This is a genomic window from Nonomuraea bangladeshensis, assembly GCF_039529455.1.
Lineage (GTDB): Bacteria > Actinomycetota > Actinomycetes > Streptosporangiales > Streptosporangiaceae > Nonomuraea > Nonomuraea bangladeshensis.
On sequence record NZ_BAAAMV010000001.1, the window covers coordinates 709,430 to 732,549 of the forward strand.

Sequence of the window (23,120 nt, forward strand, 5' to 3'; positions counted from 1 at the left end):
GCCCCCTCCCCGCACCTCTTCCCCAGCCTCCCGTTTCCCCCAGCACCCCTTCCAACCACGGCCGCCCTGTCACCACCAGCCGCGTCCCACCAGCCACCGGCGATCAGCCACCGCCCTCACCCATGGCCCTTCACCACGCCCCCGCCCCAGGAGCAGTGGAGCAGGAGCCGTGGAGCAGGAGCCCTTACCTTGCGGCACGACCACCCGACACCAGTCACCCGACAGGAGCCGGCCGACACCAGTCAGCTGACAGGAGCCGCGTGGCACCGGCCACGCGACACCAGCCACGCGACACCAGCCACGCGACACCAGCCACAGGACATCAGCCACATGGCACCAGCACTCAGGCGTGAGCCGTGCACGCGGGCCCGAATCAACAGCCGCCGGCCACCAGCCATGAGTCACGAGCCACGAGCCGCGCGACACCGGCCACGAGCCACGAGCCACGAGCCGCGCGACACCGGCCACGGGCCACGAGCCAGCGTGGGCCGGGCACCACCTGAGCCAACAGCCATGAGCGCGCCGTCAGCCATCAGCGCGCAGTTGTCGGTCGTCAGCCGCCGAGCTGCAACCGCCCATCCACCCGCCGCGGAATCCCGAGCGGATTGCCATCCTTCAACTCATCCGGCAGCAACCCCTCCGGCCAGTCCTGGTACGCCGTCGGCGCCAGCCACCGCTCGATCGCCGTAGCCCCGACCGAGGTGGACGCCGTGGTGGCCGACGGCCAGGGCCCGCCATGGTGCATCGCCCAGCACACCGCGACCCCTGTCGGCCAGCCGTTCCAGATGAGCCGCCCCGCCTTGCGTCCGAGCACCTCGACGACCTCGCCGGCCTCGTCCGGATCGGTCCCGTGGACGGTGGCCGTGAGCGACCCGTCCAGCCGCTCGAGCACCGCCCGCAGCTCCCCCACCTCGCGGTACGTCACCACGATCGACGCCGGCCCGAAGCACTCCTCCCCGATCTCCGGCAGCTTCTCCGCGAAGGTGGCCAGGTCAGCGGTGAACACCTTCGGCGTCACGGCCCAGCTCCCCTCCCCGGCCTTGCCCTCGGCCAGCAGCTGCAGCTCGCCGAGCCGTTGGACGCCGCCCAGGTAACCGTCCCTGATCCGTTCGGCGAGCATCGGCCCGCCGCTCGTCCCCTCGACCGCCTCCACGAGCGCCTTGCGCAGCTCGTCGCCCTCGGGCACGAACATCAGCCCCGGGTTCGTACAGAACTGCCCGACCCCCAGCGTCAGCGACCCCGCGAACCCGGCCGCCACCTTGTCCACGGGCGCGGACGGCAGCACGACCACCGGGTTGACGCTCCCGAGCTCACCGTAGAACGGGATCGGTGTCTCCCGTTCGTCGATCAGCTGCTGGATCGCCTTACCCCCGGCCACCGACCCGGTGAACCCGGCCGCCACCACCAGCGGATGCTGGACCAGGTCCGCCCCGGCCCCCATGCCCTGGACCAGCCCCAGCAGATCCGGGTACGGCAGCGCCTCCCGTACGATCTTCGCCACCCGCTCCGAGGTGTTGGGGTGCCCCGGGTGCGCCTTGACGACCACCGCGCATCCGGCCGCCAGCGCCGAGGCGGTGTCGCCCCCGGCCACCGAGAACGCGAACGGGAAGTTGCTCGCCGCGAACACCGCCACCACGCCCGGCAGCGCGTGCTTCATCCGCCGTACGTCCGGCCGCGGCGGGGTCAGGGAGGCGTCGGCGTGATCGATGATCGCCTCCAGGTAACCGCCATCCCTGATCACCTCGGCGAAAAGCCGGAACTGCCCCGCCGTCCGCGCGACCTCGCCGCGCAGGCGTACCTCGCCGAGGGCGGTCTCCTGGTCGGCGAGCTGCCACAGCTCGTCCACGTGCGCGGCGAGGGCGTCGGCGACGGCCTCCAGCGCCTGCGCCCGCTCGGCCGCCGGCGTGGCCCGCCAGGCCTGCCCGGCGGCCGCCGCGGCGGAAACGACCAGGTCGACCCCGGCGGTGTCGGTCTCTGGCAGGGCGTCGCCCACGGTCTGGCCGGTCCTGGGGTCGTGTCCGTAGATCATCGAATGGCCCTTCGGAGTCTTGACACTTCTTCAGCCCAATTCTTACAGTTCTGGATACTTGTCCACAAATCTGTCTCTTGTTCACATATATGGACGGCGGTCGAGATGATCATCAGGGAGATCCACGTCACCCCAGTCGCATTCCGGGATCCACCCCTCCTCAACGCCGCCGGGGTCCACGAACCATGGGCCCTCCGTACCATTGTCGAGGTCGTCACGGACGAGGGACTGACCGGGCTGGGCGAGACCTACGGCGACCTCGGCCACCTCGGCAAGGTGCGCGAGTGCGCGCAGGCCCTGGTCGGGCTGGACGTCCACGCCACGAACGAGATGTACGCCCGCATAGCCGCCGCCGTCGGCGACGTGGTCACCGACCTGCACGGCCTGACCGGCGTCGCGACCAAGGAGAAGAGCGTCGACCGGGTCTTCGCCGCCTTCGAGGTGGCCTGCCTGGACATTCGCGGCAAGGCGGCCGGGGTGCCCGTCGTCGACCTGCTCGGCGGCCGCGTCCGCGACGCCGTCGACTACAGCGCGTACCTGTTCTACAAGTGGGCCGGCCACCCCGGCGACCAGCCGGACCGCTTCGGCGCCGCGCTGGACCCGGCGGGCATCGTCGAGCAGGCCGCCCTCCTCATCAAGGAGTACGGCTTCAAGTCGATCAAACTCAAGGGCGGCGTCTACCCGCCGGACGAGGAGATCGCCGCGATCAGAGCCCTGCACGAGGCGTTCCCCGGCGTGCCCCTCCGCCTCGACCCCAACGCCGCCTGGAGCGTCGCGACCTCCATCCGCGTGGGCCGCGAACTCGACGGCCTGCTCCAGTACCTGGAGGACCCCACTCCCGACATCTCCGGCATGGCCGAGGTCGCCGCCTCCGTCCCCATGCCCCTCGCCACGAACATGTGCGTGGTCACCCCCGACCACCTGCCCCCCGCGATCGCCGCCGGCGCGATCGGCGTACTCCTGCTGGACCACCACTACTGGGGCGGCCTCGTCCGCTCCTCCCACGTGGCAAGCCTGTGCGCGACGTTCGGCCTGTCGCTGTCCATGCATTCCAACTCCCACCTCGGCATCAGCCTGGCCGCCATGACCCACCTCGCCGCCGCCACGCCGAACCTCACGTTCGCCTGCGACACCCACACCCCCTGGCAGGACGGCCAGGACGTGATCGCCCCCGGCGCACTCCGCTTCACCGACGGCGCCGTCCCCGTCCCCACCGCCCCCGGCCTGGGCGTGGAACTCGACCGGGACGCGCTGGCCCGCATGCACGAGCAGTACGAGAAGTGCGGAATCGTGGCACGGGACGACACGACGTACATGCAACGCTTCGACCCAACCTTCTCCGCCACCCGCCCCCGCTGGTAACCCCCAACCTCCCCACTCAACTCCCGCCCCGCTGCTCCTCCCTACCCCCTCCCCCACCTCTAACTGTCAAACCGCCCGCCGGGAACGCCCCCTTCCCACCGCCGTTTCCACTCATCCAGCCCAGCCCAAACAACCGCCGCATCAAAGCTGCCCGCCACAGCAGCCCCGACCGACCGGCGATCCTGCGCCCGAAACCGGCAGCACCACCAGGACAGCCACCACAGTCGTCACCACCATCAACTGATAACGACCGCCCCGCCAAGGCAGTCGCACGACCGCTTCAACAGCACCGCCCCGACCACCAGGCCACCACCCACCCCTCAACACAGCCGCCCATCGCGCTGCCTAGTAAGAGCGGCCCAACGACTGCCCCCACAACCGCCCAGCACGACCTCCCGGCACACCGCCCGCACAGCCGCCCATCAAGGCATGCACAACCGCCCTACACACCGTCCCCACAACCGATCAGCACGCCGCTCCGCACACCCTCCCGACACACCACCCCCACGCAGCCGCCTACCAGGGCCGTGCACAACCACCCAGAACGCCGCACCGCGCAACGCCCTACCTGGGCCGGGCCGTCCCCTCAAGACCAAGCCAGCCAAAGCCAAGCAGTAACCACGTAACAGCAGCAGCCGCCTCATCCGTCAGGAGCCGAGTGGGTCCCATGAACATCGCATATGTCTACCCCTGGGACGTGGTCGGCGACCCGTCCGCACCCGACCGCCTCGCCGCGCTCGGCGTGGACGCGATCGCCCTGGCCGCCAGCTACCACTCGACCCGGGCCGCCACTCCGTACCACCCGTCACACCGCGTCCTGGACGCCCCGTACCCCGCCTTCTACCTCCCGGTACGGCCATCCGCCTGGTCCCGCCTACGCCCGGCGTCCCCGACCTGGACACCGGCCGACGCCTTCCTGCAGGCGAGGGACGCCCTCAAAGCGGTCGGCCTCCAGGTTCACGCCTGGACGGTCTTGACCCACAACTCCCGACTAGGCGCCGCGAACCCCGATCTGATCGTCCGGAACGCCTTCGGCGACCCGTACCCGTACGCGCTGTGCCCCGCCCACGACGACGTCCTCGACTACTGCGACCACCTCGTCAGGGAGATCCTCACGCTCGCCGCGCCTGACGGTTTCATCCTGGAAGCCTGTGGCCCAATGGGCTTCAGCCACCTGAGCGTCCACGAAAAGACGTCCGGCGCCGACTGGACCTCCGTGGACTCCGACCTGCTCTCCCTCTGCTTCTGCACATCCTGCGCCCCTCGTCACCCGGAGCCCACCGAAGCGAGAGTCCGCGCAGTCCTCGACCGCACCCTCCCGACCTTCGACTTCCTCACCGTGGAAGAAGCCCTCGGTCCCCTCGCCGACGAAGTACGCACCACCCGCGTCGCTCTCTCCGCAGCCCTGCGCCGCCGCCTCCTGACGACCATCCGCGAACTCGCCCCGAACATCCCCATCGCCCTGCACGCCAACCCGGACCCCTGGGCAACCGGCGCCTTCGCCGCTCTCCCGTCAGGCGACCCCGCCGCCGACGTCCTGATAGCCAGTTGCTGGGGCGATCCCAGCCAGGACGCGCCCCGCCTGACTCACCTGACCACCCTGACCACGCCCACCCAGCGCGTAGGCGCCTACGTCCTCGCGCTCCCCCCACGCCCAGCGGACGCATCGATCCTGGCCGACCACATCAGAACGTACGCCAAGGCCGGCGCCACCGACTTCCACCTGTACCACGCAGGTTTGGCCTCCCCCACCCGCCTGGCAGCCCTAACCGAGGCCCTACGCCAACTCACCTAGCCCAAACCCCCGTGCACCCAGACGCCACTCCCCTAGACACACCACAACCACACCACCAGCCGCCTCCGAAGGCAGACCGGAACATCGACTTCAGTCCGCCCCCTGTGCACCAAAGAACAGCCCTGCGCCAGCGACAGCCCATCAGATCAGAAGCGACTCACCGGGCCGCATATCCGCCGCCCAACCCGGCCCCCCCGTACAAGGCCCTGCCCCCTCAAGCCTTGCAACCCCTCAGAGCCCGATGCCCACTGCGAGCCCGATGCCCACTGACGAGGCCGGGTTCCCACTGGCGAGGCCGGTTCCCACTGGCGAGGCCAGTTCCCGCGGGGCTGTGTAGACCCAGCCGACTTCACCTCCAGGTCAGCTCGCCCCCAGGTGAACTCAGCCCCGATGCCGACATCGGCTGAATCGCCCGGTCCCGCAGGCATCCCACCGCCAGCGCACACGAGGCCCCCAACAACCGTCTCGGCGCTTTCGACAGACCCGCCCGCCGCACTGCACGAGTCAGACCACCAGCTCAATCCCCAGCACTCAGCGATTACGCCGAACGATGGAAGCGTTGAGAGCCGTCGCGAACAGAGTCCACACCGCATAAGGCAACAGGACAATCCCTGCCACGCGATCGACCTTCATAGCCTGCCGGACGAGCACGACGTTAGAGACGTTGAGCGCCGCTATCTCGGCCAACGCCCACCGAGGCGAACGCGCCCGGAAGAAGATCGCAGACCACGTCGCGTTGAGTGCCAAATTTCCAGCCAGAGCCCGCTCGACCGCCTTCTGCTGCTGCCCGTCCCCCTGAGACAGCGCCCGCGCTCCCCCGAACGCGATGAGCGCATAGAGCGGCGTCCACACCAGTGGGAACGCCTGCGCCGGTGGCTGCCAGCCAGGCTTCCGCAGCCGCCGATACCAACGAGTACGAGGATTCGTTCCGATTGATCCCACGACCGCTGTTACAGCGCTGGCCACACCAGTCCGCAGCAGTGCTTTCTTCATCGTCATCGCCATAGCAGTCACCCCTGCCCCACACGGACCAGACTAAGCAGCATCACCCAAAGCGACCGGATATGGCCAGATCCAATCGACATGTGACCACAGTCATCAGAACGCCGAACTTAACCGTATTATCTGCGACCATGCCCTACGCCAAGCCGGGAAAATATCAGGCCCCACTGATAACTCCCCGAGCCCTTTCGGCACCACTCGATTCTGCGTCAAGAATACCAGCCAGCCACAGCAGCCCGAACCAGTATACAAACGCACCAAGAGCCATCGCGGGAACTAGCGTCGCTATCGATCATTGAAACCGTTAGACACAGATTCCATCAAGGGGCGATGCCATCTCCGCCAGGACGACAACCGCCCCTACCGGAACCCCTCGCACCGGCCCGGCCCTCATCTCCCACATCCGCAGCCAACCCCGGCGAACGCTTCCACCACACCCCTACACTCACACTCCACGCATAACAGGCAAAACGGCCATGACTCAGCTGTCCTCAGGGGCAGTTTTCTTCCCCCCGAAACTCCGGCCAAATCGGACATGCTGGGGCTCCGGGATGAACGGCTCAACACGCAGAAGTACAAACCCACTCCCGCCGCCGACCGCTCGTGCCACAGCACCCTCAACTGCTTGCGACCATGGATAACAGCAAGCGAGACCCGGCCATGAGAGGCCGACGTCTCTCCCGACTACCGCAAAGGTAGGAATGCGTGGACGTGCAGACGGAGATCCTCGGTCTGAAACTGCGTGTTGAGGCTCTGGAGGCGTGCATGATCGCCGACACTGACCGCACGGCAACCGTGAGTATCATCACCGCCCTCCGAACGGACATCGCCGAACTCCGAGCCGACGTAGCCGAAGATTTCGCAGCGTGGGGCGACGAGGTGGCCGGCGTTCGCTGCCAGCTCAACGACTATCTCAAAACTTCGCACTCCGACCTCGTGCGAGCCCTCGACTCACTCCGTTGCGAGATGATCGACCTGGGCATCCGGCTCGACCGCCTGTTGGAAAACGGCGAATCCTAACCGAAATCAGTGCCCTCGACCCCATCGGGGGCACATACTCAAAGCGCCATCACCCAATACATCAATAGGGGGCTCTAAAGTCGCAAAGCCGCCAGTCCGACGAACTGCCCCAACCGCCCAGTCATACCAGCGACAGCCAAGCACTACCGATATACGGTCCCGCAAACCGCATCCGGACTACTACGACATACTTGCCTTGCTATCGACATGCCCTAACAACGTCACCCCTCGGCCGCTCATAGCGCGGCAGAGACCAACCCACTCTCGTAGGCAGCAATCACCAATTGCGCCCGATCCCGAGCCTCCAACTTGGCCAGCAGCCGGGTGATGTGCGTCTTCACCGTCGCCAAGCTCACTTGCAAATGCAGAGCGATCTCCCCGTTCGACAATCCACGCGCGATCAGCAGGAGCACCTCGCGCTCCCGCTCCGTGACCCCATTCAGCCCTTTCACCTGGGGAAACACCGGACTACGAGCGAACTGCTCAATCAACCGCCGCGTGACTGTGGGAGCCAGCAGCGCTTCTCCGCCGGCCACAATTCGAATGGCAGCCAGCAGCTCGGCGGGAGGTGTGTCCTTGAGCAAGAACCCGCTCGCCCCTGCGCGCAGAGCATCGTAAACATACGCATCCAAGTCGAACATGGTTACAACCAGAACCCGAGACACCTCTCTGACCTGCTGCGTGGCCTCAATACCGTCCATCTCCGGCATTCGTACATCCATCAGCACTACGTCTGGCTTCTGCCTCAGGGCTACCGCGACCGCCTCCGCCCCGGTGGCCGCCTCTCCGACCACAGCGAGGTCCGGCTCGGAGTCGACCAGCACCTTGAAGCTGCCCCGGAGCAAGGCCTGGTCGTCGGCAATGACCACTCGAATCACGTGACCTCCTCCCCGTACGGCAAGCGTGCGAATACCCGAAATCCTCGTCCAGGCAGACCTCCGGCCTCAAAGGCGCCGCCGTACATCATCACCCGCTCTCGCATACCGATCAGCCCATGACCGGCCCCTGCAGAGGGCAGCGTTCTCCTGCCCGGACCGTCGTCGACGACTTCGATCCTCACGTCCCTTCCATCACCCAGAACGGAGACCCGGCACCGTGCCGGCGCGGCATGCTTGATCACGTTGGTAAGCGCCTCCTGCACGATCCGGTACACAGCCAGCTCGACCCCTTCAGGCAATCGCGCTACTGAAGACCCGGCGGCCGTGGTAGTGCCACCAATGCCCCCGCCACCAACTCCGTGGTCACCAACGCCCTCGCCGCCAGACACGACACCACTAACAGCTACGCCATCAGCACCAGCGCCTAGGGCGGCGGTGTCAGAAGCCGTGGTACCGAAAGCCGTGGGTCCGGAAGCCCTGGGTCCAGAAGCCGCGGGCCCAGAAGCCGCGGGCCCAGAAGCCGCGGGGCCAGCTGGTGCACCGTTGACCCGTACACCCTCGGCCCCTCCACCGTCACCTGAAGCGCCGTCTCCACCAGCGCCACGAGCCGTACTGTCATCAGTCACAGAGCCACCAGCCGTGGCACCGCTCATGCCGTTACGGCCCGCGCCATTACGACGGCCCGCGCCATTACGCCGCGCACCGCCACGGTCGACGCCATCGATGCCGTTGGGCCGCTCGACGCCCCGGTCATCGTCATCTCGACCGGCAGCACCTCGACCTGAAGCATCTCGACCGACAAGCTCATCGCCACCGACGTGCTGTCCATCCGAATCGTCCTGGTCTTCGCTCGGGCTTCCGATCACGCTCCTCTTCCCCGTGGCAGCGTGGAAGCGCGCCTCGAACTGCACCTCAATTCCTGCGGACCGAGCTTGTCGGACAAGACCGTCCAGCCCAGCAAGCCCTGGGGCCGGGGTTCGATCCGCCGCATCAGAAGTCGATCGCAACATCCCGAGCAAGTGCCGCATCTCGATCAAGGCGCCGCGGCTCGCGGTCTCGATCACGCGCAAGGCGTCCCGCGCTTCCTCCGGCCTGGTCGCGATCACGTGATTCGCCACTCCGGCCTTGACCGCGATCAAGCCCACGTTGTGCGTGACGACGTCGTGAAGTTCTCGGGCAATGCGCAGCCGTTCCTGTGTCACCGCCTGCGCAGCCAGTCGCTCGGCATTGCGCGCCGCGTACAGTCGGCGCTCGTACACGGCTCTGCCGATCGTCCAGGCGCCGCCTAGCGCCGCGATGCCCATCAACGGCTCGTCGAGGTTCACGACCCATGAGGGGACGGTCTGCGGCGTACCCGCCACCACCAACCCCGCGACGGTGAACAGACTCAGCGACCCGATGGCCGAGACCGGCACCAGGCTGCCGGCTCGCTCGTTCAGCGCGACCACGTAGAGCGCGTACGCGGGCGCGAAGTAGGAGAACGTGACGGCGCCCGTGATCTGAGCTACGACCGCGAGCGCCAGTGTGAACAGGAAGACAGGCATCGGCCACACCCTCCGCAACGCCAAGGGCAACCCGAGCCCGAGCGGCAGTGCGACCTTCGCCCACGGCGGAAGGTGCGCCGCAGCGGCCGCGGACGTGAGGAACACGAAGGCGATGACGATCCCCGCCACCAGGTCGAGCATGACCAACTGCCCGCGCCCCAGGCCTCTGGCGAAGAAGGGGCCGCGGTCCTTGCTGCTCACCCTGTCGGGGTTCTCGTCCACGCGAGGAACCGTAGCCGCTGCGGCGGCGTGCGCACATCAACCCGGGGTCTGACCTTGAAGTTCGGACCGTGGTCCGACGCGCTTGCCGCCCGCCGTCCGGCAAGCTTCACGCCGTGATCGAGCTTCAGCACCTCACCAAGCGTTATGGCGGCACTCTCGCCGTCGACAACCTGACCTTCAACGTCGAGCCCGGCCATGTGACCGGTTTCCTGGGCCCCAACGGCGCAGGCAAGTCGACGACGATGCGCCTGATATTGGGCCTGGACGCCCCCACTTCCGGGCAGGCGCTGATCAACGGCCACCGCTACACCTCGTTGCGCAAGCCTATGCACGAGGTCGGCGCTCTGCTGGACGCCGGCGCGGTGCAGGGTGGCCGCAGTGCCTACAACCACCTGCTCGCCCTGGCCCGCACCAACGACATCGGCCCGAGGCGTGTAGCTTACGTATTGGAGGAGGTGGGCCTGGCTGGTGTGGCGCGAAAACGCGTGGCCGGTTTCTCTCTCGGGATGAAGCAACGGCTGGGCATCGCCGCCGCGCTGCTGGGAGATCCCGGTGTGCTGATGTTCGACGAGCCGGTCAACGGCCTCGACCCTGACGGTGTGCGCTGGATCCGCGACCTCATGCGTTCCCTGGCCGCCGAGGGCCGGACGATCCTGCTGTCCAGCCATCTGATGAGCGAGATGGCCCTCACCGCCGAACGCATCGTCATCGTCGGCCGAGGCCGGCTCATCACCGAGGCCACGGTCGCCGACCTGACCAGTCGCTATCCGTCCTTAGAGGACGCCTACATGGCCCTGACGGCCGACAGCATCCAGTACGGAGCAGCCAGATGAGGGCCGCCCTCTCCGCCGAGCGGCTCAAGCAGCGTCCACTGCCTTTCCCTCTGTCAGGTCCTAGGCACGGCGGTCCTCATGGTGGTTCTGGGCCCGGCTTGGACGTTCCACCTCAGCAACCTGGCCGAGCACCCTGGGTTCTGCACGCCCCCGAACCCGGAAGAGGGCCTCCTGCCACTCATCCAGATCAACCTGGCGGTCCTGGGCATGCTGGCCGTGCCCAGCGAGTACGTGCTGACATGATCCGCACAAGCCCCGGCACAGTCCCGCACGCCACTAGGTCATTCCTGGGCAACAACGCTCTCGTCGTCCTGGGGAGCTTCATGTCGGCGAGTGCGGCACTCCTGAGGATTCATGCGCTGAGCCGGTGATCGCGGACCGTCGCTACCTCGTGTTCAACTAGGCCTCTACTCCGACGATCTTCCGATGCTGCTGGCTTCTGGGATGTCGGTCACCGCCCTGGCCCTCACCGAGCTGGCCATCGGCACTGCCCTGAGGTCTAAGGCAGGCGTCGTCGCCTCCGTCGCGGCGGTGTTCCTCGTCCTCCTGGCATCGTGGCTTCCTTCCCTCGCCCTGGAACACCCGCGTCGCCACATTCCTGCTGCCCAGCCTCATCCCGCAACTGGCCGGCGAACGCCTCTCGATCCGCTTCGGCGGCGGCTTCCTCCCGCCATGGGCCGCCCTCGCCGTCCTCATCGCCTATCCCGACGCCGCCCTTCCCATCGGCCATCACCTGCTTCAGGAGAAGAAACGCATGATCCCCGCGAAAGACCGCCGCTCGGCCCCCTGTACAGCCCCAAACGGCTTCGAGCACCGCACCCGTCTCACCGCCTGCCAGGGAGCGGCGTCATGAGTGTCCTTACCGCCGAATGGTTGAAAGTCCGCTCAGTCCGATCCACCTACGTGATCCTCGGCATGAGCCTGGGGACCATCCTCCTGGGCCTCGCGCTTGCGGTGATGGCCGCAGGGATGTACGACAGCGCGCCGCTGGACAAGCGCCCGGACGCGCGCATCGCAGATCTTGAAGAAGTCCTGGTGATCGTGCCTCAACTGTGCCTGGGCATCCTGGGCGCGTTGGTCGTGACTTCTGAGTACGCGACGGGGCTCATCAGAACGAGCCTCGCGGTCGTCCCTCGGCGTTGGCCGGTTCTCGGTGCCAAAGCGGCCACCGTCGGCACAGTGGGCCTGATCATCGGTCCGATCGCTGTCTTCGGCACTTACGCCGTGTCCCGGGCAGTGCTCGGCGACCGCTTCTCCGGTGCGTACGCCGACCCGTTCATGGACAGGATGCCCATCCTGGCCGTTCTCAGCCTCACGGTTCCGGTGTTCGCACTGCTCGGGCTCGGTCTGGGCGCTCTGCTCCGCTCCACCGCCGGATCGATCGCGGTCATCGTCGGCCTCGTCTACGTGATCCCGATGATCATCGGCAACATCCCCGAGCCATGGAGTGAGCGGCTCGGTTCGGTCATGATCGGCGCCCTCCCCCGGCAGATCACCGGCGACGGCAATGCCTCCTCGGTGTTCGGCTCTCTCCTGTCACCCGCGACCGCCACCACAGTCCTGCTCGCCTATGCGGTCCTGCCCCTCCTCGCCGCCACTTGGGCGATTCGCCGGAGGGACGTCTGACCTGGGCCGGGGCGCCTCTTTGCGGCATATCGAAGCGGACGTCTGAGGTGACGTCGAAGGGAGGTTTTGCATGCACCCACCATCCTCACGGCCGTACCCGCTTCCCAGCGACATGCCCCGGGAAGCGGGCGCGCGCCGCCGTCCAGAGCCGGCGGCGAGCGCGGGGCCGTCCTCCCTACCCGGAACCGCGCACCGCTGCGTTCAGGGCGTTTGGCGCGGCCTTCGGCGTCTCCTGGGATTGCTGTGGACAGTTTGCGCCTGGCGGAAGCCACCTCTCGGAACTATCCAGGCCCCTGGCCAAGGCGTCGTTTCGCTGGTTCTCCGACAGCCGCAGCCGCGGTGGCGTCCCCGCAGGGTTCGGCGAAGGCCTCGGCGATCACGGCAGCATGAGCGACGGAGGAGGGTTCAGCACGCTGAGGTTCTGCCGGCGCTCTCGTACCGGGATGAAAACCTGTCGCTGCTCACGAACAGCAGCGCGAGGGCGTTGCCCGCGGAAAGCAGTAACGAGCCGTCGGCCCCAGGCAGCAGAACTGCGCTGCCCACCGTAGGTGATGGGGCCTCAGGCACGGTCGCCCACGATGCCTGCACAGCCATGACCAACTGGGGCAGAGCCGCTGTGTCGTCCGCCGGTCTCGACGGCACACCTCCATCAGCACTGGATGGCGGCGAAGGCCTGCCCTCGGTACGGCAAGAGCGAGTGACGTCCGTACGACAGAGGCGTAGGTCGTCGCTGCGACAGAATCGAGTGGCGTCAGCGCGGCGGACGAGGGTGACGTCAGTGCGGCGAAGGCGGATGACCTCGGTACGGCAGACGAGAGTGACGTCTGCCGTACCGACAGGGTGGTCAGACTTCGACCACCACAGGAATGATCATCGGTCGGCGCCGGTAGGTGTCGCTCACCCAGCGTCCCACCGTACGCCGGACCACGCGGCGGATCTCCTGCATGTCCACCACGCCATCGGCGGCCTTCTCCTCGAGCGCCCGCTCGATCTGCGGGATGAACTCGTCGAACTGCGCAGGATCGATACCCGAGCCGCGAGCGTGGATCTCGGGGCCGGCGGTGAGTTTGCCGGTGGCCGAATCGACGACCACGACCACGGAGATGAATCCCTCGTCGCCGAGAATCCTGCGGTCCTTGAGCGAGGTGTCGGTGATCTCTCCCACGGAGGTGCCGTCCACGTACACGTAGCCGGCATGCACCGCGCCGGCGATCCTCGCCCTGCCGTCGATCAGGTCGACCACGACCCCGTCCTCGGCGATGACGATGTGGTCGTCGGGAACGCCGGTGAGGGCGGCCAGCTTGGCGTGAGCGCGCAGGTGGCGCCACTCCCCGTGCACGGGCATGAAGTTCGAGGGGCGGGTCAGGTTCAGCACGTACAGGAGCTCGCCGGCGGCCGCATGGCCGGAGACGTGCACCTTCGCGTTGCCCTTGTGAATGACCCGGGCGCCCCACCTGGTCAGCCCGTTGATCACCTTGTTGACCGCTGTCTCGTTCCCGGGCACGAGCGAGGACGCCAGCAGCACGGTGTCACCCTGGGCGATGCGGATCGGGTGATCGCGATTGGCCATCCGCGACAACGCCGCCATGGGCTCGCCCTGCGAACCGGTGCAGATGAGCACCACGTCCTGCGGCGGCCACTCCTCGATGTCCCGGGAGTCGACGATCAGCTCCGGTGGCACCTTGAGGTAGCCGAGGTCGCGGGCCACGCCCATGTTGCGCACCATGGATCGGCCGACCAGGGCGACCTTGCGGCCGTGCTTGGCGGCGGCGTCCATGACCTGCTGGATGCGGTGCACGTGAGAGGCGAAGCTGGCGACGATGACTCGTTGCTCGGAGGTGCGGATCACCTCGTCGATGACCGGCGCGATCTCTCGCTCACTGGTGACGAATCCGGGCACCTCGGCGTTGGTGGAGTCGGACATCAGCAGGTCGACGCCCTCACTGCCGAGCCTGGCGAAGCCGCCGAGGTCGGTGAGCCGGCCATCGCTCGGCAGCTGGTCCATGCGGAAGTCGCCGGTGTGCAGGACGATGCCGGCCGGTGTCCTGATCGCCACGGCCAGTGCGTCCGGGATCGAATGGTTGACCGCGAGGAACTCGCAGTCGAACGGCCCGAAGACGTGCCGTTCGCCTTCGACGACCTCCAGCTTGTTCGGCTGGATCCGGTGCTCGCTGAGTTTGGCCTCGATCAGGGCCAAAGTGAGCTTGGAACCGATCAGAGGGATGTTGCGTCGTTCACGCAACAGGTACGGCACCGCCCCGATGTGGTCCTCGTGGGCGTGTGTCAGCACCATGGCCTCGATGTCGTCGAGGCGGTCCCTGATGTACTCGAAGTCGGGCAGGATGAGGTCGACGCCCGGCTGGTCGGGTTCGGGGAACAAGACCCCGCAGTCGACGATCAGCAGGCGGCCGTCGTATTCGAATACGGCCATGTTGCGGCCGATCTCTCCCAGCCCGCCGAGCGCGACGATGCGCAGGCCGCCTTCAGGCAGCGCCGGCGGGGGGCCAAGCTCAGGATGCGGATGGCTCATGCATGGCCCCCACTATCAAATGGTCTGTACAAAACTGCCAGTTCCTCCCCGTTCCTATACGTCTGTCAACTTCACCCCGCCGGCCACCAGGCAAGCACGCAGCTCGGCGATTTGCTGTTCTGTGGCGTCCACGAGCGGCAGCCGTACCGGGCCCACCGGCACGCCGACCATGCTCAGTGCCGCCTTTGCCATGATCGCGCCACCCGCGCGCAGCATGATGCCGTCCACCACGGGCGCGACCTGGGTGTGAACGGCCAGAGCTCCGGTGATGTCACCGCTCTTGTGCAGGCGGATCATCCGTGCCAGCTCGGCACCCACCACGTGTCCCACCACGCTGACGAACCCGGCAGCGCCGAGCGAGAGCCAGGCGAGGTTGAGCAGATCGTCGCCGGAGTAGAAGGCGAGATCGGTCGCCGTCATCACCTGGCTGGCGGCGAACAGGTCGCCCTTGGCGTCCTTCACGGCCACGATGCGCTCGTGTTGCGCGAGCCGGATGAGCGTCTCCGTCTTGATCGGCACACCGCTGCGGCCCGGGATGTCATAGAGCATCACGGGAAGGTCGGTCGCGTCGGCGACGGCGGTGAAGTGCCGGTAGAGCCCTTCCTGTGGAGGCTTGTTGTAGTAAGGCGTCACCACGAGCAACCCGTGCGCGCCGGCGCGGGCTGCCTGTTTGGCAAGCTCGACGCTGTGGCGGGTGTCGTTCGTGCCCGCTCCCGCCACCACGGCCGCGCGGTCGCCGACCGCGTCGAGGACGGCGCTGACGATGCGCTGCTTCTCCTCGTCCGAGGTGGTGGGGGATTCCCCGGTCGTCCCGTTGACGATCAAACCGTCGTTGCGCTGCTCGTCCACCAGGTAGGTGGCGAGCCGACGCACAGCACCGTAATCGACTTCGCCGTCCGCGGTGAACGGCGTGACCATGGCGGTCAGCATGCGGCCGAAGGGCGCATCGGTGGTTCCAGTTGGCGATGCCATAGTGCGAACGCTACCTGGATTCGGAAATCCATTGGACGCCGCCACCCCGCTTTGCCTGCCTGGAACCGCTTTTTGCCCGCTTTCGCGGGCATTTCGGCGGACGCTCCCCCGAGGCTCGGCTCACAAACCACCCGGCTCGGGCAATCCGCTCCTGACTCCGTACGAACCGGGCTACCCCAACAGGTCGATCCACTATCCCGACCGGTCCGTCCAAGGGTTGCCGTAGCGCCGGACGTCGGCCGCCCCCTCATAAAGGTGCGCCGGCGGCGGGTCGCACCTTCCCGGGGCCGCATTGCACTGCATCGGGCCGCGCCGGACCGCTCTGCGCCGTCGTCGCGCCGGGCCCTGGTGGGCCGGACCAGCCTTGGCCGAGCTGCGCGCGGTCGGGCTGCGCGCGGTCGGGCTGGGCCGTGGTCGGGCGGCCGTAGTCGGAGGGCCGTAGTCGGAGGGCCGTAGTCGGAGGGCCGTGGTCGAGCTGGGCTGGGCCGCTTTGGCCGGGCAGGGTTGAGCTGGGCTGGGCCGCGCCCTATTTGGGCCGGGCTGCAGCGCGCCGGGACGGGCCGATCGCGCTGCGCTGCTGTCGGGCTGGCGGACCGGGCCGCACTGACCGGGCCGGGGCTGCGCCCCGTTTGGGCCGGGCCTGCACCGTGCCGTGCGGTGCCGTGCCTGACTCTACCGAGCTAGGCCGGGATGTACCGGGTGGAGCCGGCTGGGCCGAAATCAGCCGGGGTCGGCCGTGCTGCACCGCGCCGTGCCGGACTGTACCGTGCTGGGCTGGGCCGAGCCGGGGTCGGCCGGACTGCACCGCGCCGGGGCTGGGGTACCGCGCGGGCCGGGCGACGGCGTTGGTGTTGCGCGAGTTCCAGGACAAGCCTGTTCCGCACCCCTTCGATCGCCCCTCCACGAAGAGAGCCGGTCTCATGTCCTGGCCTCGCATCTCCGACCCGTGAACGGCCCGTGCAGGCGCCCGTCGGCCTCAGCCGCCGGTGTGTCCCGTGGAGAGGCCACAGACCAGCCTCGCGGGCCTCCTCAATGCCCCGGCTCAGCTCCACCCCTCCGACCTCGCCCCAAAATCCCGAAGGGCGCCTCGGGCGCGGCCTGAAACACGTCCCCGATCCTGGCTTACGTCTCGTCCGGCTTGCACCATCTATACAGATGGATGTCCGATGCGGACAGTCCCTCCTCGGCATCACAGGCACCAGGAAGGACGTTGCGCAGGCTGAACGTCACCGGCCCGGGCTTCACGGAGAGTCATATGGGCGCAGTTGGAGCAAACAAGGACGAATCAGGCTTCTCAGGCCATGCTCTCTCGACCATGAGATCGAGTCGAACGCTTCCCCTCTTCATACGAACGAGGAGGACATATCGGACCAGAACATTACCGCGGGCCGTTCGGCGCAGACGGTTGCCGGGCCGGTCGTTGAGCAGGTAGCCGTCGCGTTCCACGACGTCACAGCAGGTTGCGCCGATCAGCCAGACAAGACGAGCAATGGAAGAGGCCGCCGATATGTGCTCGGGGGTACACACATCGACGACCTCTACCGGAGAATCGGGAGCCCTTACGGCTGCGTTACAGACTTTCTCCGATAATTTTCCGCCATCGCAAAGTTGGGGCTCCAGCAGCCTTCGATGACGGTCGGTTACCTGCCGAATACGGCAACATGGGGCATCGCCTCACACGAACCCCCCAGGGATGGACTAGTGGCCACCTCAGATCCGGTCTACCTGCGTGTCGTCGAAGACATTCGGCGACAGATCACCGACGGCACCCTTCCCCCCGGTGCGCCCATTCCGTCGCGGGCGCAGTTGACCCGCAAATACGGGGTGGGCGAGACAGCCGCTCGTCATGCGCTGCGTGTGCTCGCGAGCGAGGGTCTCATCATCGGCCGCGTCGGCTCTGGCCATTACGTCAGGGAACGCCCCGTTCTGACCCCGCTCCACCGTTGGCGTTACCTCGACCATCCGGCCCCGATAGCGGCCGATCTGCAGTCTCAGGGCAGACGCGTGACCTGGGAATGGCACAGCGAGCCGGCCGAGGCGGGGCCCGAGATCGCTCGCCGCCTCCGCATCAGGGAGACCACGACGCTGACCAAGACGCACTACGTCTTCCGCGGCGACGGCAGACCGCTCCAGATCGCCACCTCGTACGAACCGATGGACTTCGCGCCGCATACCGAGGAGGAGCGGCGCAGTCTGTTCGCGAGGCTGTACGCACACGGCATCAAGGTCACCGAGGTCGTCGAGAGCGTCAGCACCCGCGTTCCCCGCCCAGCCGAGAGCGACGCACTTGACCTGTCGGCGGGGGTGCACGTGCTGCACGTGGAGCGTACGCATTGGGCGGGCGATCGTCCCGTTGAGACGAGCGACATCGTCATTCCCGGGGACCGGTTCCGGGTGACGTACAGCATGCCTGCGTAGGAGCTGCTCAGCCGACCCCCGGAAAGGCTCCGGGCGAGCCCCACCATTTCCTCGCCCGGAGCCTTCCACCATCCATACTCCGCATCAGTACGTCGAAGCCCAAGGCGAGCAAGGCAGTCATCACCCCCACTCCGCCTATTCGTCGCCTGTGATGTCGCAGCGCCGAGGACGCTCTTCGTCGGCGAGTGTCGGCGGCGCGACATGCCCGCGGGTCTCAGCTTCCGCTGTTGACGGTTGATTGCCGCGCCGGCGGGAGGGGCGCCCATGCGATCGCCAGGGGTTCCGCGGCGCGAGGTCGCGTCGCCGTGCCTCCGTGAGCGGCAGGTCACGGAGTTGAAGCTGGCTGCGGTCACACCCTCCGCGCGCAACCAGAGCTCGGGTACGGGGGGCAGGAAGGGGACCGCCTGTCCGGCTGCGCGAGTTGCGTGACCTGATCGAGGCGGACGGTCGGGTGGCGAGTGCCTGTCCGCAGGGAAACCCGGCAGTGCTGAAACAGCAGTAAGACTTCCGGTTGAGGCATCGGCTTTCGGTCGACTGCCGTCTTGTCGTGGGCCTCCGCCCATGCGCGACCGTTTCTGCGCACGTTCGTCGTGACCAGCGCCCTCCGGGATGAGAGGGCGTGCTGCTGTACAACGCTCGGGTCGTCTGATCCGAGCAACACAACTTCGTGCTCCCCACCGTAGACGAGATCACCCAAACTGTGGGCAGTCGGGCCACCTCGCGAAAAATGGCGATAAATGCTTCCTGAGAAGGCACAGCAGCAGCATCATCTACGTCTCGGAAGTGAGCGTTGTGTGCTCGTTGCGAAGCCGGCCCGGCATTTATCCGCTTTACCCGAAATCTCTACCGGTAGGCGATCAACGACTAGCAGAAGCAGACCGGGAATTGTCGGCCGTCGTTGATAGAACAGTCGCGGAGGTTGCCGATGCGTCTCAAAGACTTGTCCAAGCAAGACCGGCCCCGCGAACGCCTCATGTCCAGGGGTGCGAATGCCCTGGCGGACCGGGAGCTGCTGGCCGTGCTCCTCGGCTCGGGGTTCCGCGGCTCCAGCGCCCTGGATCTGGCCTCACAAGTCATCGATCACTGTGGAGACCTCGACAGGCTGGGCCGTTCCGACCCGCATCGGCTGCTCACCGTACCGGGCATCGGCCCCGCCAAGGCGGCGAGAGTCGCGGCCGCCTTCCACCTCGCCCGGCGGGCCGAGGCCGAACCTGAGCGCGAACGCATCACCAGCACCACCGAGTTGGCCGGCCATTGCGCCCCTCTCCTCCGCGGACACACACAGGAACGCCTGGTCATGGTCGTGTGTGACACGGGCGGACGGGTGCTGAAACGGTCCGTCGTCACCGAAGGCGGCGCCGATCACACGGCGATGCCGGTTCGCGAGATGATCATTGAAGTGCTCACCACGGGCGGCGCGATGTTCGGCCTCGCGCACAACCATCCAAGCGGCTCCCTGGATCCGAGCAACGCCGATCTGGAAGCGACCGCCCGTCTCGTCGAGGCTGCCGAAACAGTCGGATTGCGACTGCTTGACCACCTGATCATCACGGACACCGCTTGGCGGCGAATCCCCACGTAAATGCCGTCCACTCGCCCACCGAACGCCAAAGGGAATCATCTTGTGTATAGCGTCGATCTGCCGTTGTCCAAGCTCGGCCCATGAGAATCTAATGCCGCGGGTAGGCCGTTATGGACGTCAGCCGGCCAGTGCTCGTCGTGGGTGTGGTCCTCCGCCTCCTGGGGCGAGGGTCATATCCATGCTTCCGCGCCGATCTCAGGCGAAGCGTTCTCGGTCGCGTCGATGGTTTTCTGACCGGGGCGTTCCGCCTGGGGTTGCGGCGCGAAGGCGCGCAGCGCGTGAAGGATGGCGTCTTCACGTGCGCCCGGCAGAGGTGCCCGTATTCCGGGTCCGCGGCTTCGGCTTGGAATACGGGCCCTCTGCCAACACCTACCGGGCAGTGCCGGGAGGCCTCTTTCGTCAGTGCCGGCAGCAAAGAACCCAGTACGATCCCAGCCTCCGATAGGGCGATATTCACCTCGGCGGCGTCGGTCCTCGCCAGTCAGCGGGGCCGGTGCTGTCGGACCTGCACTGGGTGGAATCTCGTGGCGGCTTGCTCTTGGTGACGTCCCTTTGAGGGGAGGACGTGATCGCGAGTAGCGTCGACGAAGCTCCACCGAACGTTGAGGTACTTTTCCAGGCGATCTCCAGCACTGCGGCCGTGCCGGGTCTCGTGGTCGTGGGCATGGCCGACGGCAGGTGCGGTGCAGGGGGAACACCTGCCGTGTACGGGACAGGTGAGCGGAGTTCACCTGTCCGCTCAACGGGCGCGGTCGTACCCGCGGCCGTGGAACACGACATCCTGAGCACCTTGATATCCCTGATACGGATGTCGTGTCAGACCCGGCTCGGCGGCGGCAGGCGAGCCGGGAAGCGGGGATTCCGTTCGAGATGACCCAGAAGTTCAGTCAGGCAGGGACCGTGGGCCGTTCGGGAGGCCCGGGTTCTTCACGGGCACAGCGGTTCACAGGGTGCAGGGCGTGCACTTAAGTGGTTCCGAACGGCGGGGGTCATCTCGATTCGGGCGTAGATGATGCCGACGCAAGATGCCGAGGTGGCGCAAGAGGTCGAGGCAAAGGTCGACGCGTAGATTTCGACACAAAGGTTCTCGGGGCAAAAGTTTCCGGTGCCAAAGATGTCAGTTGATACACAATGATCTGGTGTCGGGGGCGGGTTTTTAAGTCTGATGCGGGGATAAGTTAGGTCATTCCGCCGTGCAGAAGCCGCATCCATATCGTCTTTACGGCGGCAGGTCTGAATCGGGGGCTCTCATCGATCAGGGTGCTTCCGTCGCCTCTGCGCGTTCTGCGGATGAAGAAGAGGCCGCCGGCTTGGCAGAGCTCGTAGGAGACGAGCTGGCAGGTGCACGTGTAGTCGCGCACGCGTACACGTTCCATGAGTGGACGAGGGGGTGCCCAATGCAGAGCGGCGTGGCCGGGGAGGGGGCGAGGGACATGAGCGGCGAGACAGGTGACTCGCGGCGCGAGGGCGAGCTCGGTCATGACCAAATAGTACGTCTAGTTGTATCTTCTCATGGAGGCAGTAAGGAGCATCTGTCTAAACGGACAGCATGATATGCCAGGTCTTGTACCTCTTCGCCTATGTTTCCTGTGTGCTCGACTACGACGGCGACACCCACATCTACCTCCAGATCGCCGACATCATCCGGCGGCGCGTTGCCGGGCTCTCCTCCGGACATCCGGTGCCCAGCGAGGCCGACATCCAGCAGGAGTTCGGCGTGGCGAGGACCACGGCCAGGCGGGCGATTCACGTTCTGCGCGAAGAGGGTCTTGTCTATACCGTTCAGGGCGAAGGGGCGTTCGTCGGCACACCCGACGAAGCTCCTCGCAAGAAGCGAAAAGTACCGCTGTACCAGCAGATCGCCTCGGACATCGCGGAACAGATCAAGTCAGGTGAGTTCAGCCCACGGCGTCCTATCCCGGGCGAGGCTGCCTTGGTCAGCCAGTACGGCGTCGCGCGTGAGACTGTGCGACGGGCCATGGCGCTCCTGCGAGAGCAGGGCTGGATTTACACCGTTGCGCAGCGTGGCAGTTATGTCTCACCGAAAGAGTCGTGGCCCCAGGCTTGATCTCACTCAACTGCTTGTATCGACACGTCTACGCTGGGAACGTGCTCGACCGTGACGGACCTGTCCCGCTCTACATCCAGGTCGCCGAGATCATCGAGGAATGGATCGCCAGCGGTGAGCTGACGCATGGCGACGCCGTGCCGAGTGAGGCTGCCATGGAGGTGGAGTTCGAGATCGCGCGCACCACGGCGCGCAACGTGGCGCGGGAGCTTCGCAGGCGCCGGCTGGTCCACACCGTTCGGGGAGAGGGCACGTTCGTGGGGCCGCCCGGGGTGCCGTTGCGGAAGCGTTCGAGGGCCATCTACGTGCGGATCGCGGACGAGATCGTGCTACGGATTCGGAGGGGTGAGCTGCGGCCCCACCGGGCGATTCCGAGCGAGGAGTCGTTGATGCGGCGGCATGGGGTTGCCAAGGTCACGGCGCGCAAGGCTGTGGCAAGGCTGCGGGAGTGTGGCTGGGTGTTCACGGTGCCGCAGCACGGGACCTTCGTTTCGGCCCGGGAGGAGTGGCCGGTCGAATGGCGCTGATCGTCCAGCAGTGGTCGTCTAGCGCTGGCAGTCGTCGGTCCGGCTCGGTGGCGCCGCAGGGGTCGGCTTGACGACCGGGCATCAGGGCTGAGGCTCGCTCGGCGAACGTCGTCGAGCGCGGACTACGGGAGTGCCTGTCTGTCAGGTCTTGTTCAACGGCCGGTTCGTCGGCCGAGGAAGGCATGGTGCGGCGGGTTGGGGCGGGGCGGCCATCGGGCGCTCGGCTCTTCTCGTCCGGTTCTCGCTTGTCGGGGATCGGCTGCAACCTGCGGGCAGTGCACTCCTCCGGAGAGTGCGCTTCTTGCGGGAGTTGCTCCTTCGAGAGTCCGCCCTTCGGGAGACTGCGGGGCTGGCCTAGGAGTTTATGGGGCGAGTTTAGGTCGAGGGACGCAGGGCGGAGTGGCGGACGCAGGACGGGTCGGAGACACACGGCAGGTCGGAGACACACGGCAGGTCGGAGACACAGGGCGAGACGGTGGACAGGATGAGTCGGTGGACGCCGTGGTCGGTGGACGCCGTGGTCGGTGGACGCCGTGGTCGGTGGACGCCATGGTCGGTGGACGCCATGGTCGGTGGACGCCGTGGTCGGTGGACGCCATGGTCGGTGGACGCCATGGTCGGTGGACGCCATGGTCGGTGGACGCCATGGTCGGTGGACGCCATGGTCGGTGGACGCCATGGTCGGTGGACGCCATGGTCGGTGGACGCCAGG

At 67.0% G+C, this 23,120-nt stretch carries 15 protein-coding genes and 1 pseudogene; 10 read left to right on the forward strand and 6 right to left on the reverse strand.

Annotated features, from left to right (window positions below; translation table 11 throughout):
• Positions 1-553: 553 nt before the first annotated feature.
• Positions 554-2,029: an aldehyde dehydrogenase (NADP(+)) gene (locus tag ABD292_RS03070; protein ID WP_344205015.1), complete on the reverse strand. Its 1,476-nt coding sequence runs from the start codon at positions 2,027-2,029 to the stop codon at positions 554-556.
• Positions 2,030-2,134: 105 nt separating this feature from the next.
• Here ABD292_RS03070 and ABD292_RS03075 point away from each other — a divergent pair, with 105 nt between their 5' ends.
• Complete coding sequence (locus ABD292_RS03075) at positions 2,135-3,391, forward strand: glucarate dehydratase family protein (RefSeq protein ID WP_344205016.1); 1,257 nt, start codon at positions 2,135-2,137, stop codon at positions 3,389-3,391.
• A gap of 667 nt (positions 3,392-4,058) precedes the next feature.
• The gene (locus ABD292_RS03080) at positions 4,059-5,186 is read left to right on the forward strand and encodes a hypothetical protein (RefSeq protein ID WP_344205018.1); all 1,128 of its coding nucleotides are present in this window, start codon (positions 4,059-4,061) and stop codon (positions 5,184-5,186) included.
• A 531-nt stretch (positions 5,187-5,717) separates the two neighbouring features.
• On the opposite strand, the gene ABD292_RS03085 is transcribed toward ABD292_RS03080, so the two are convergent.
• Complete coding sequence (locus ABD292_RS03085; RefSeq protein ID WP_344205019.1) at positions 5,718-6,191, reverse strand: TspO/MBR family protein; 474 nt, start codon at positions 6,189-6,191, stop codon at positions 5,718-5,720.
• 702 nt (positions 6,192-6,893) lie between these two features.
• Between ABD292_RS03085 and ABD292_RS03090 the strand changes: the two genes are divergently transcribed.
• Positions 6,894-7,208: a hypothetical protein gene (locus ABD292_RS03090; RefSeq protein WP_344205020.1), complete on the forward strand. Its 315-nt coding sequence runs from the start codon at positions 6,894-6,896 to the stop codon at positions 7,206-7,208.
• 236 nt (positions 7,209-7,444) lie between these two features.
• Here the strand turns inward: ABD292_RS03090 and ABD292_RS03095 are convergent, their stop codons facing one another.
• Both ABD292_RS03095 and ABD292_RS03100 read right to left on the reverse strand, forming a co-directional pair.
• Complete coding sequence (locus ABD292_RS03095) at positions 7,445-8,086, reverse strand: response regulator (protein ID WP_344205022.1); 642 nt, start codon at positions 8,084-8,086, stop codon at positions 7,445-7,447.
• Positions 8,083-9,852, reverse strand: a complete 1,770-nt coding sequence (locus tag ABD292_RS03100; RefSeq protein ID WP_344205024.1) for a sensor histidine kinase — start codon at positions 9,850-9,852, stop codon at positions 8,083-8,085. Before ABD292_RS03100 ends, ABD292_RS03095 begins: the two co-directional genes overlap by 4 nt.
• Positions 9,853-9,965: 113 nt before the next feature.
• Here ABD292_RS03100 and ABD292_RS03105 point away from each other — a divergent pair.
• The 3 genes and pseudogenes from ABD292_RS03105 to ABD292_RS03115 all read left to right on the forward strand — a co-directional run.
• A pseudogene (locus tag ABD292_RS03105) lies at positions 9,966-10,619 on the forward strand (ABC transporter ATP-binding protein); the annotation flags it as partial.
• 144 nt (positions 10,620-10,763) lie between these two features.
• Positions 10,764-10,928, forward strand: a complete 165-nt coding sequence (locus tag ABD292_RS03110) for a hypothetical protein (RefSeq protein WP_344205027.1) — start codon at positions 10,764-10,766, stop codon at positions 10,926-10,928.
• 606 nt (positions 10,929-11,534) lie between these two features.
• Complete coding sequence (locus ABD292_RS03115) at positions 11,535-12,311, forward strand: ABC-2 transporter permease (protein ID WP_344205028.1); 777 nt, start codon at positions 11,535-11,537, stop codon at positions 12,309-12,311.
• Positions 12,312-13,155: 844 nt separating this feature from the next.
• Here the strand turns inward: ABD292_RS03115 and ABD292_RS03120 are convergent.
• Entirely contained in the window at positions 13,156-14,841 is a 1,686-nt protein-coding gene (locus tag ABD292_RS03120) for a ribonuclease J (protein WP_344205029.1), read from the reverse strand.
• A 54-nt stretch (positions 14,842-14,895) separates the two neighbouring features.
• Positions 14,896-15,813, reverse strand: coding sequence for a 4-hydroxy-tetrahydrodipicolinate synthase (gene dapA / locus ABD292_RS03125; protein ID WP_344205030.1), 918 nt, complete (start codon positions 15,811-15,813; stop codon positions 14,896-14,898).
• Between the two features lie 1,701 nt (positions 15,814-17,514).
• On the opposite strand from dapA, the gene ABD292_RS03130 reads away from it, so the two are divergent.
• The 4 genes from ABD292_RS03130 (at position 17,515) to ABD292_RS03145 (ending at position 22,408) form a co-directional block, all read left to right on the forward strand.
• Complete coding sequence (locus ABD292_RS03130) at positions 17,515-18,231, forward strand: GntR family transcriptional regulator (RefSeq protein WP_344205032.1); 717 nt, start codon at positions 17,515-17,517, stop codon at positions 18,229-18,231.
• Positions 18,232-19,156: 925 nt separating this feature from the next.
• Positions 19,157-19,813 (forward strand): RadC family protein, encoded by a 657-nt coding sequence (radC, locus tag ABD292_RS03135; protein WP_344205034.1) that lies wholly within the window; start codon positions 19,157-19,159, stop codon positions 19,811-19,813.
• A 1,591-nt stretch (positions 19,814-21,404) separates the two neighbouring features.
• Positions 21,405-21,881: a GntR family transcriptional regulator gene (locus tag ABD292_RS03140; protein ID WP_344205036.1), complete on the forward strand. Its 477-nt coding sequence runs from the start codon at positions 21,405-21,407 to the stop codon at positions 21,879-21,881.
• Positions 21,882-21,922: 41 nt separating this feature from the next.
• Positions 21,923-22,408: a GntR family transcriptional regulator gene (locus ABD292_RS03145; protein ID WP_344205038.1), complete on the forward strand. Its 486-nt coding sequence runs from the start codon at positions 21,923-21,925 to the stop codon at positions 22,406-22,408.
• Positions 22,409-23,120: the final 712 nt, after the last annotated feature.

Bases quoted from the DNA above. Each gene is read 5' to 3' on its own strand.
- ABD292_RS03070 (WP_344205015.1), bottom strand. From the start codon at position 2,029: ATGATCTACGGACACGACCCCAGGACCGGCCAGACCGTGGGCGACGCC.
- ABD292_RS03075 (WP_344205016.1), top strand. From the start codon at position 2,135: ATGATCATCAGGGAGATCCACGTCACCCCAGTCGCATTCCGGGATCCA.
- ABD292_RS03080 (WP_344205018.1), top strand. From the start codon at position 4,059: ATGAACATCGCATATGTCTACCCCTGGGACGTGGTCGGCGACCCGTCC.
- ABD292_RS03085 (WP_344205019.1), bottom strand. From the start codon at position 6,191: ATGGCGATGACGATGAAGAAAGCACTGCTGCGGACTGGTGTGGCCAGC.
- ABD292_RS03110 (WP_344205027.1), top strand. From the start codon at position 10,764: ATGGTGGTTCTGGGCCCGGCTTGGACGTTCCACCTCAGCAACCTGGCC.
- ABD292_RS03115 (WP_344205028.1), top strand. From the start codon at position 11,535: ATGAGTGTCCTTACCGCCGAATGGTTGAAAGTCCGCTCAGTCCGATCC.
- ABD292_RS03120 (WP_344205029.1), bottom strand. From the start codon at position 14,841: ATGAGCCATCCGCATCCTGAGCTTGGCCCCCCGCCGGCGCTGCCTGAA.
- dapA (WP_344205030.1), bottom strand. From the start codon at position 15,813: ATGGCATCGCCAACTGGAACCACCGATGCGCCCTTCGGCCGCATGCTG.
- radC (WP_344205034.1), top strand. From the start codon at position 19,157: ATGCGTCTCAAAGACTTGTCCAAGCAAGACCGGCCCCGCGAACGCCTC.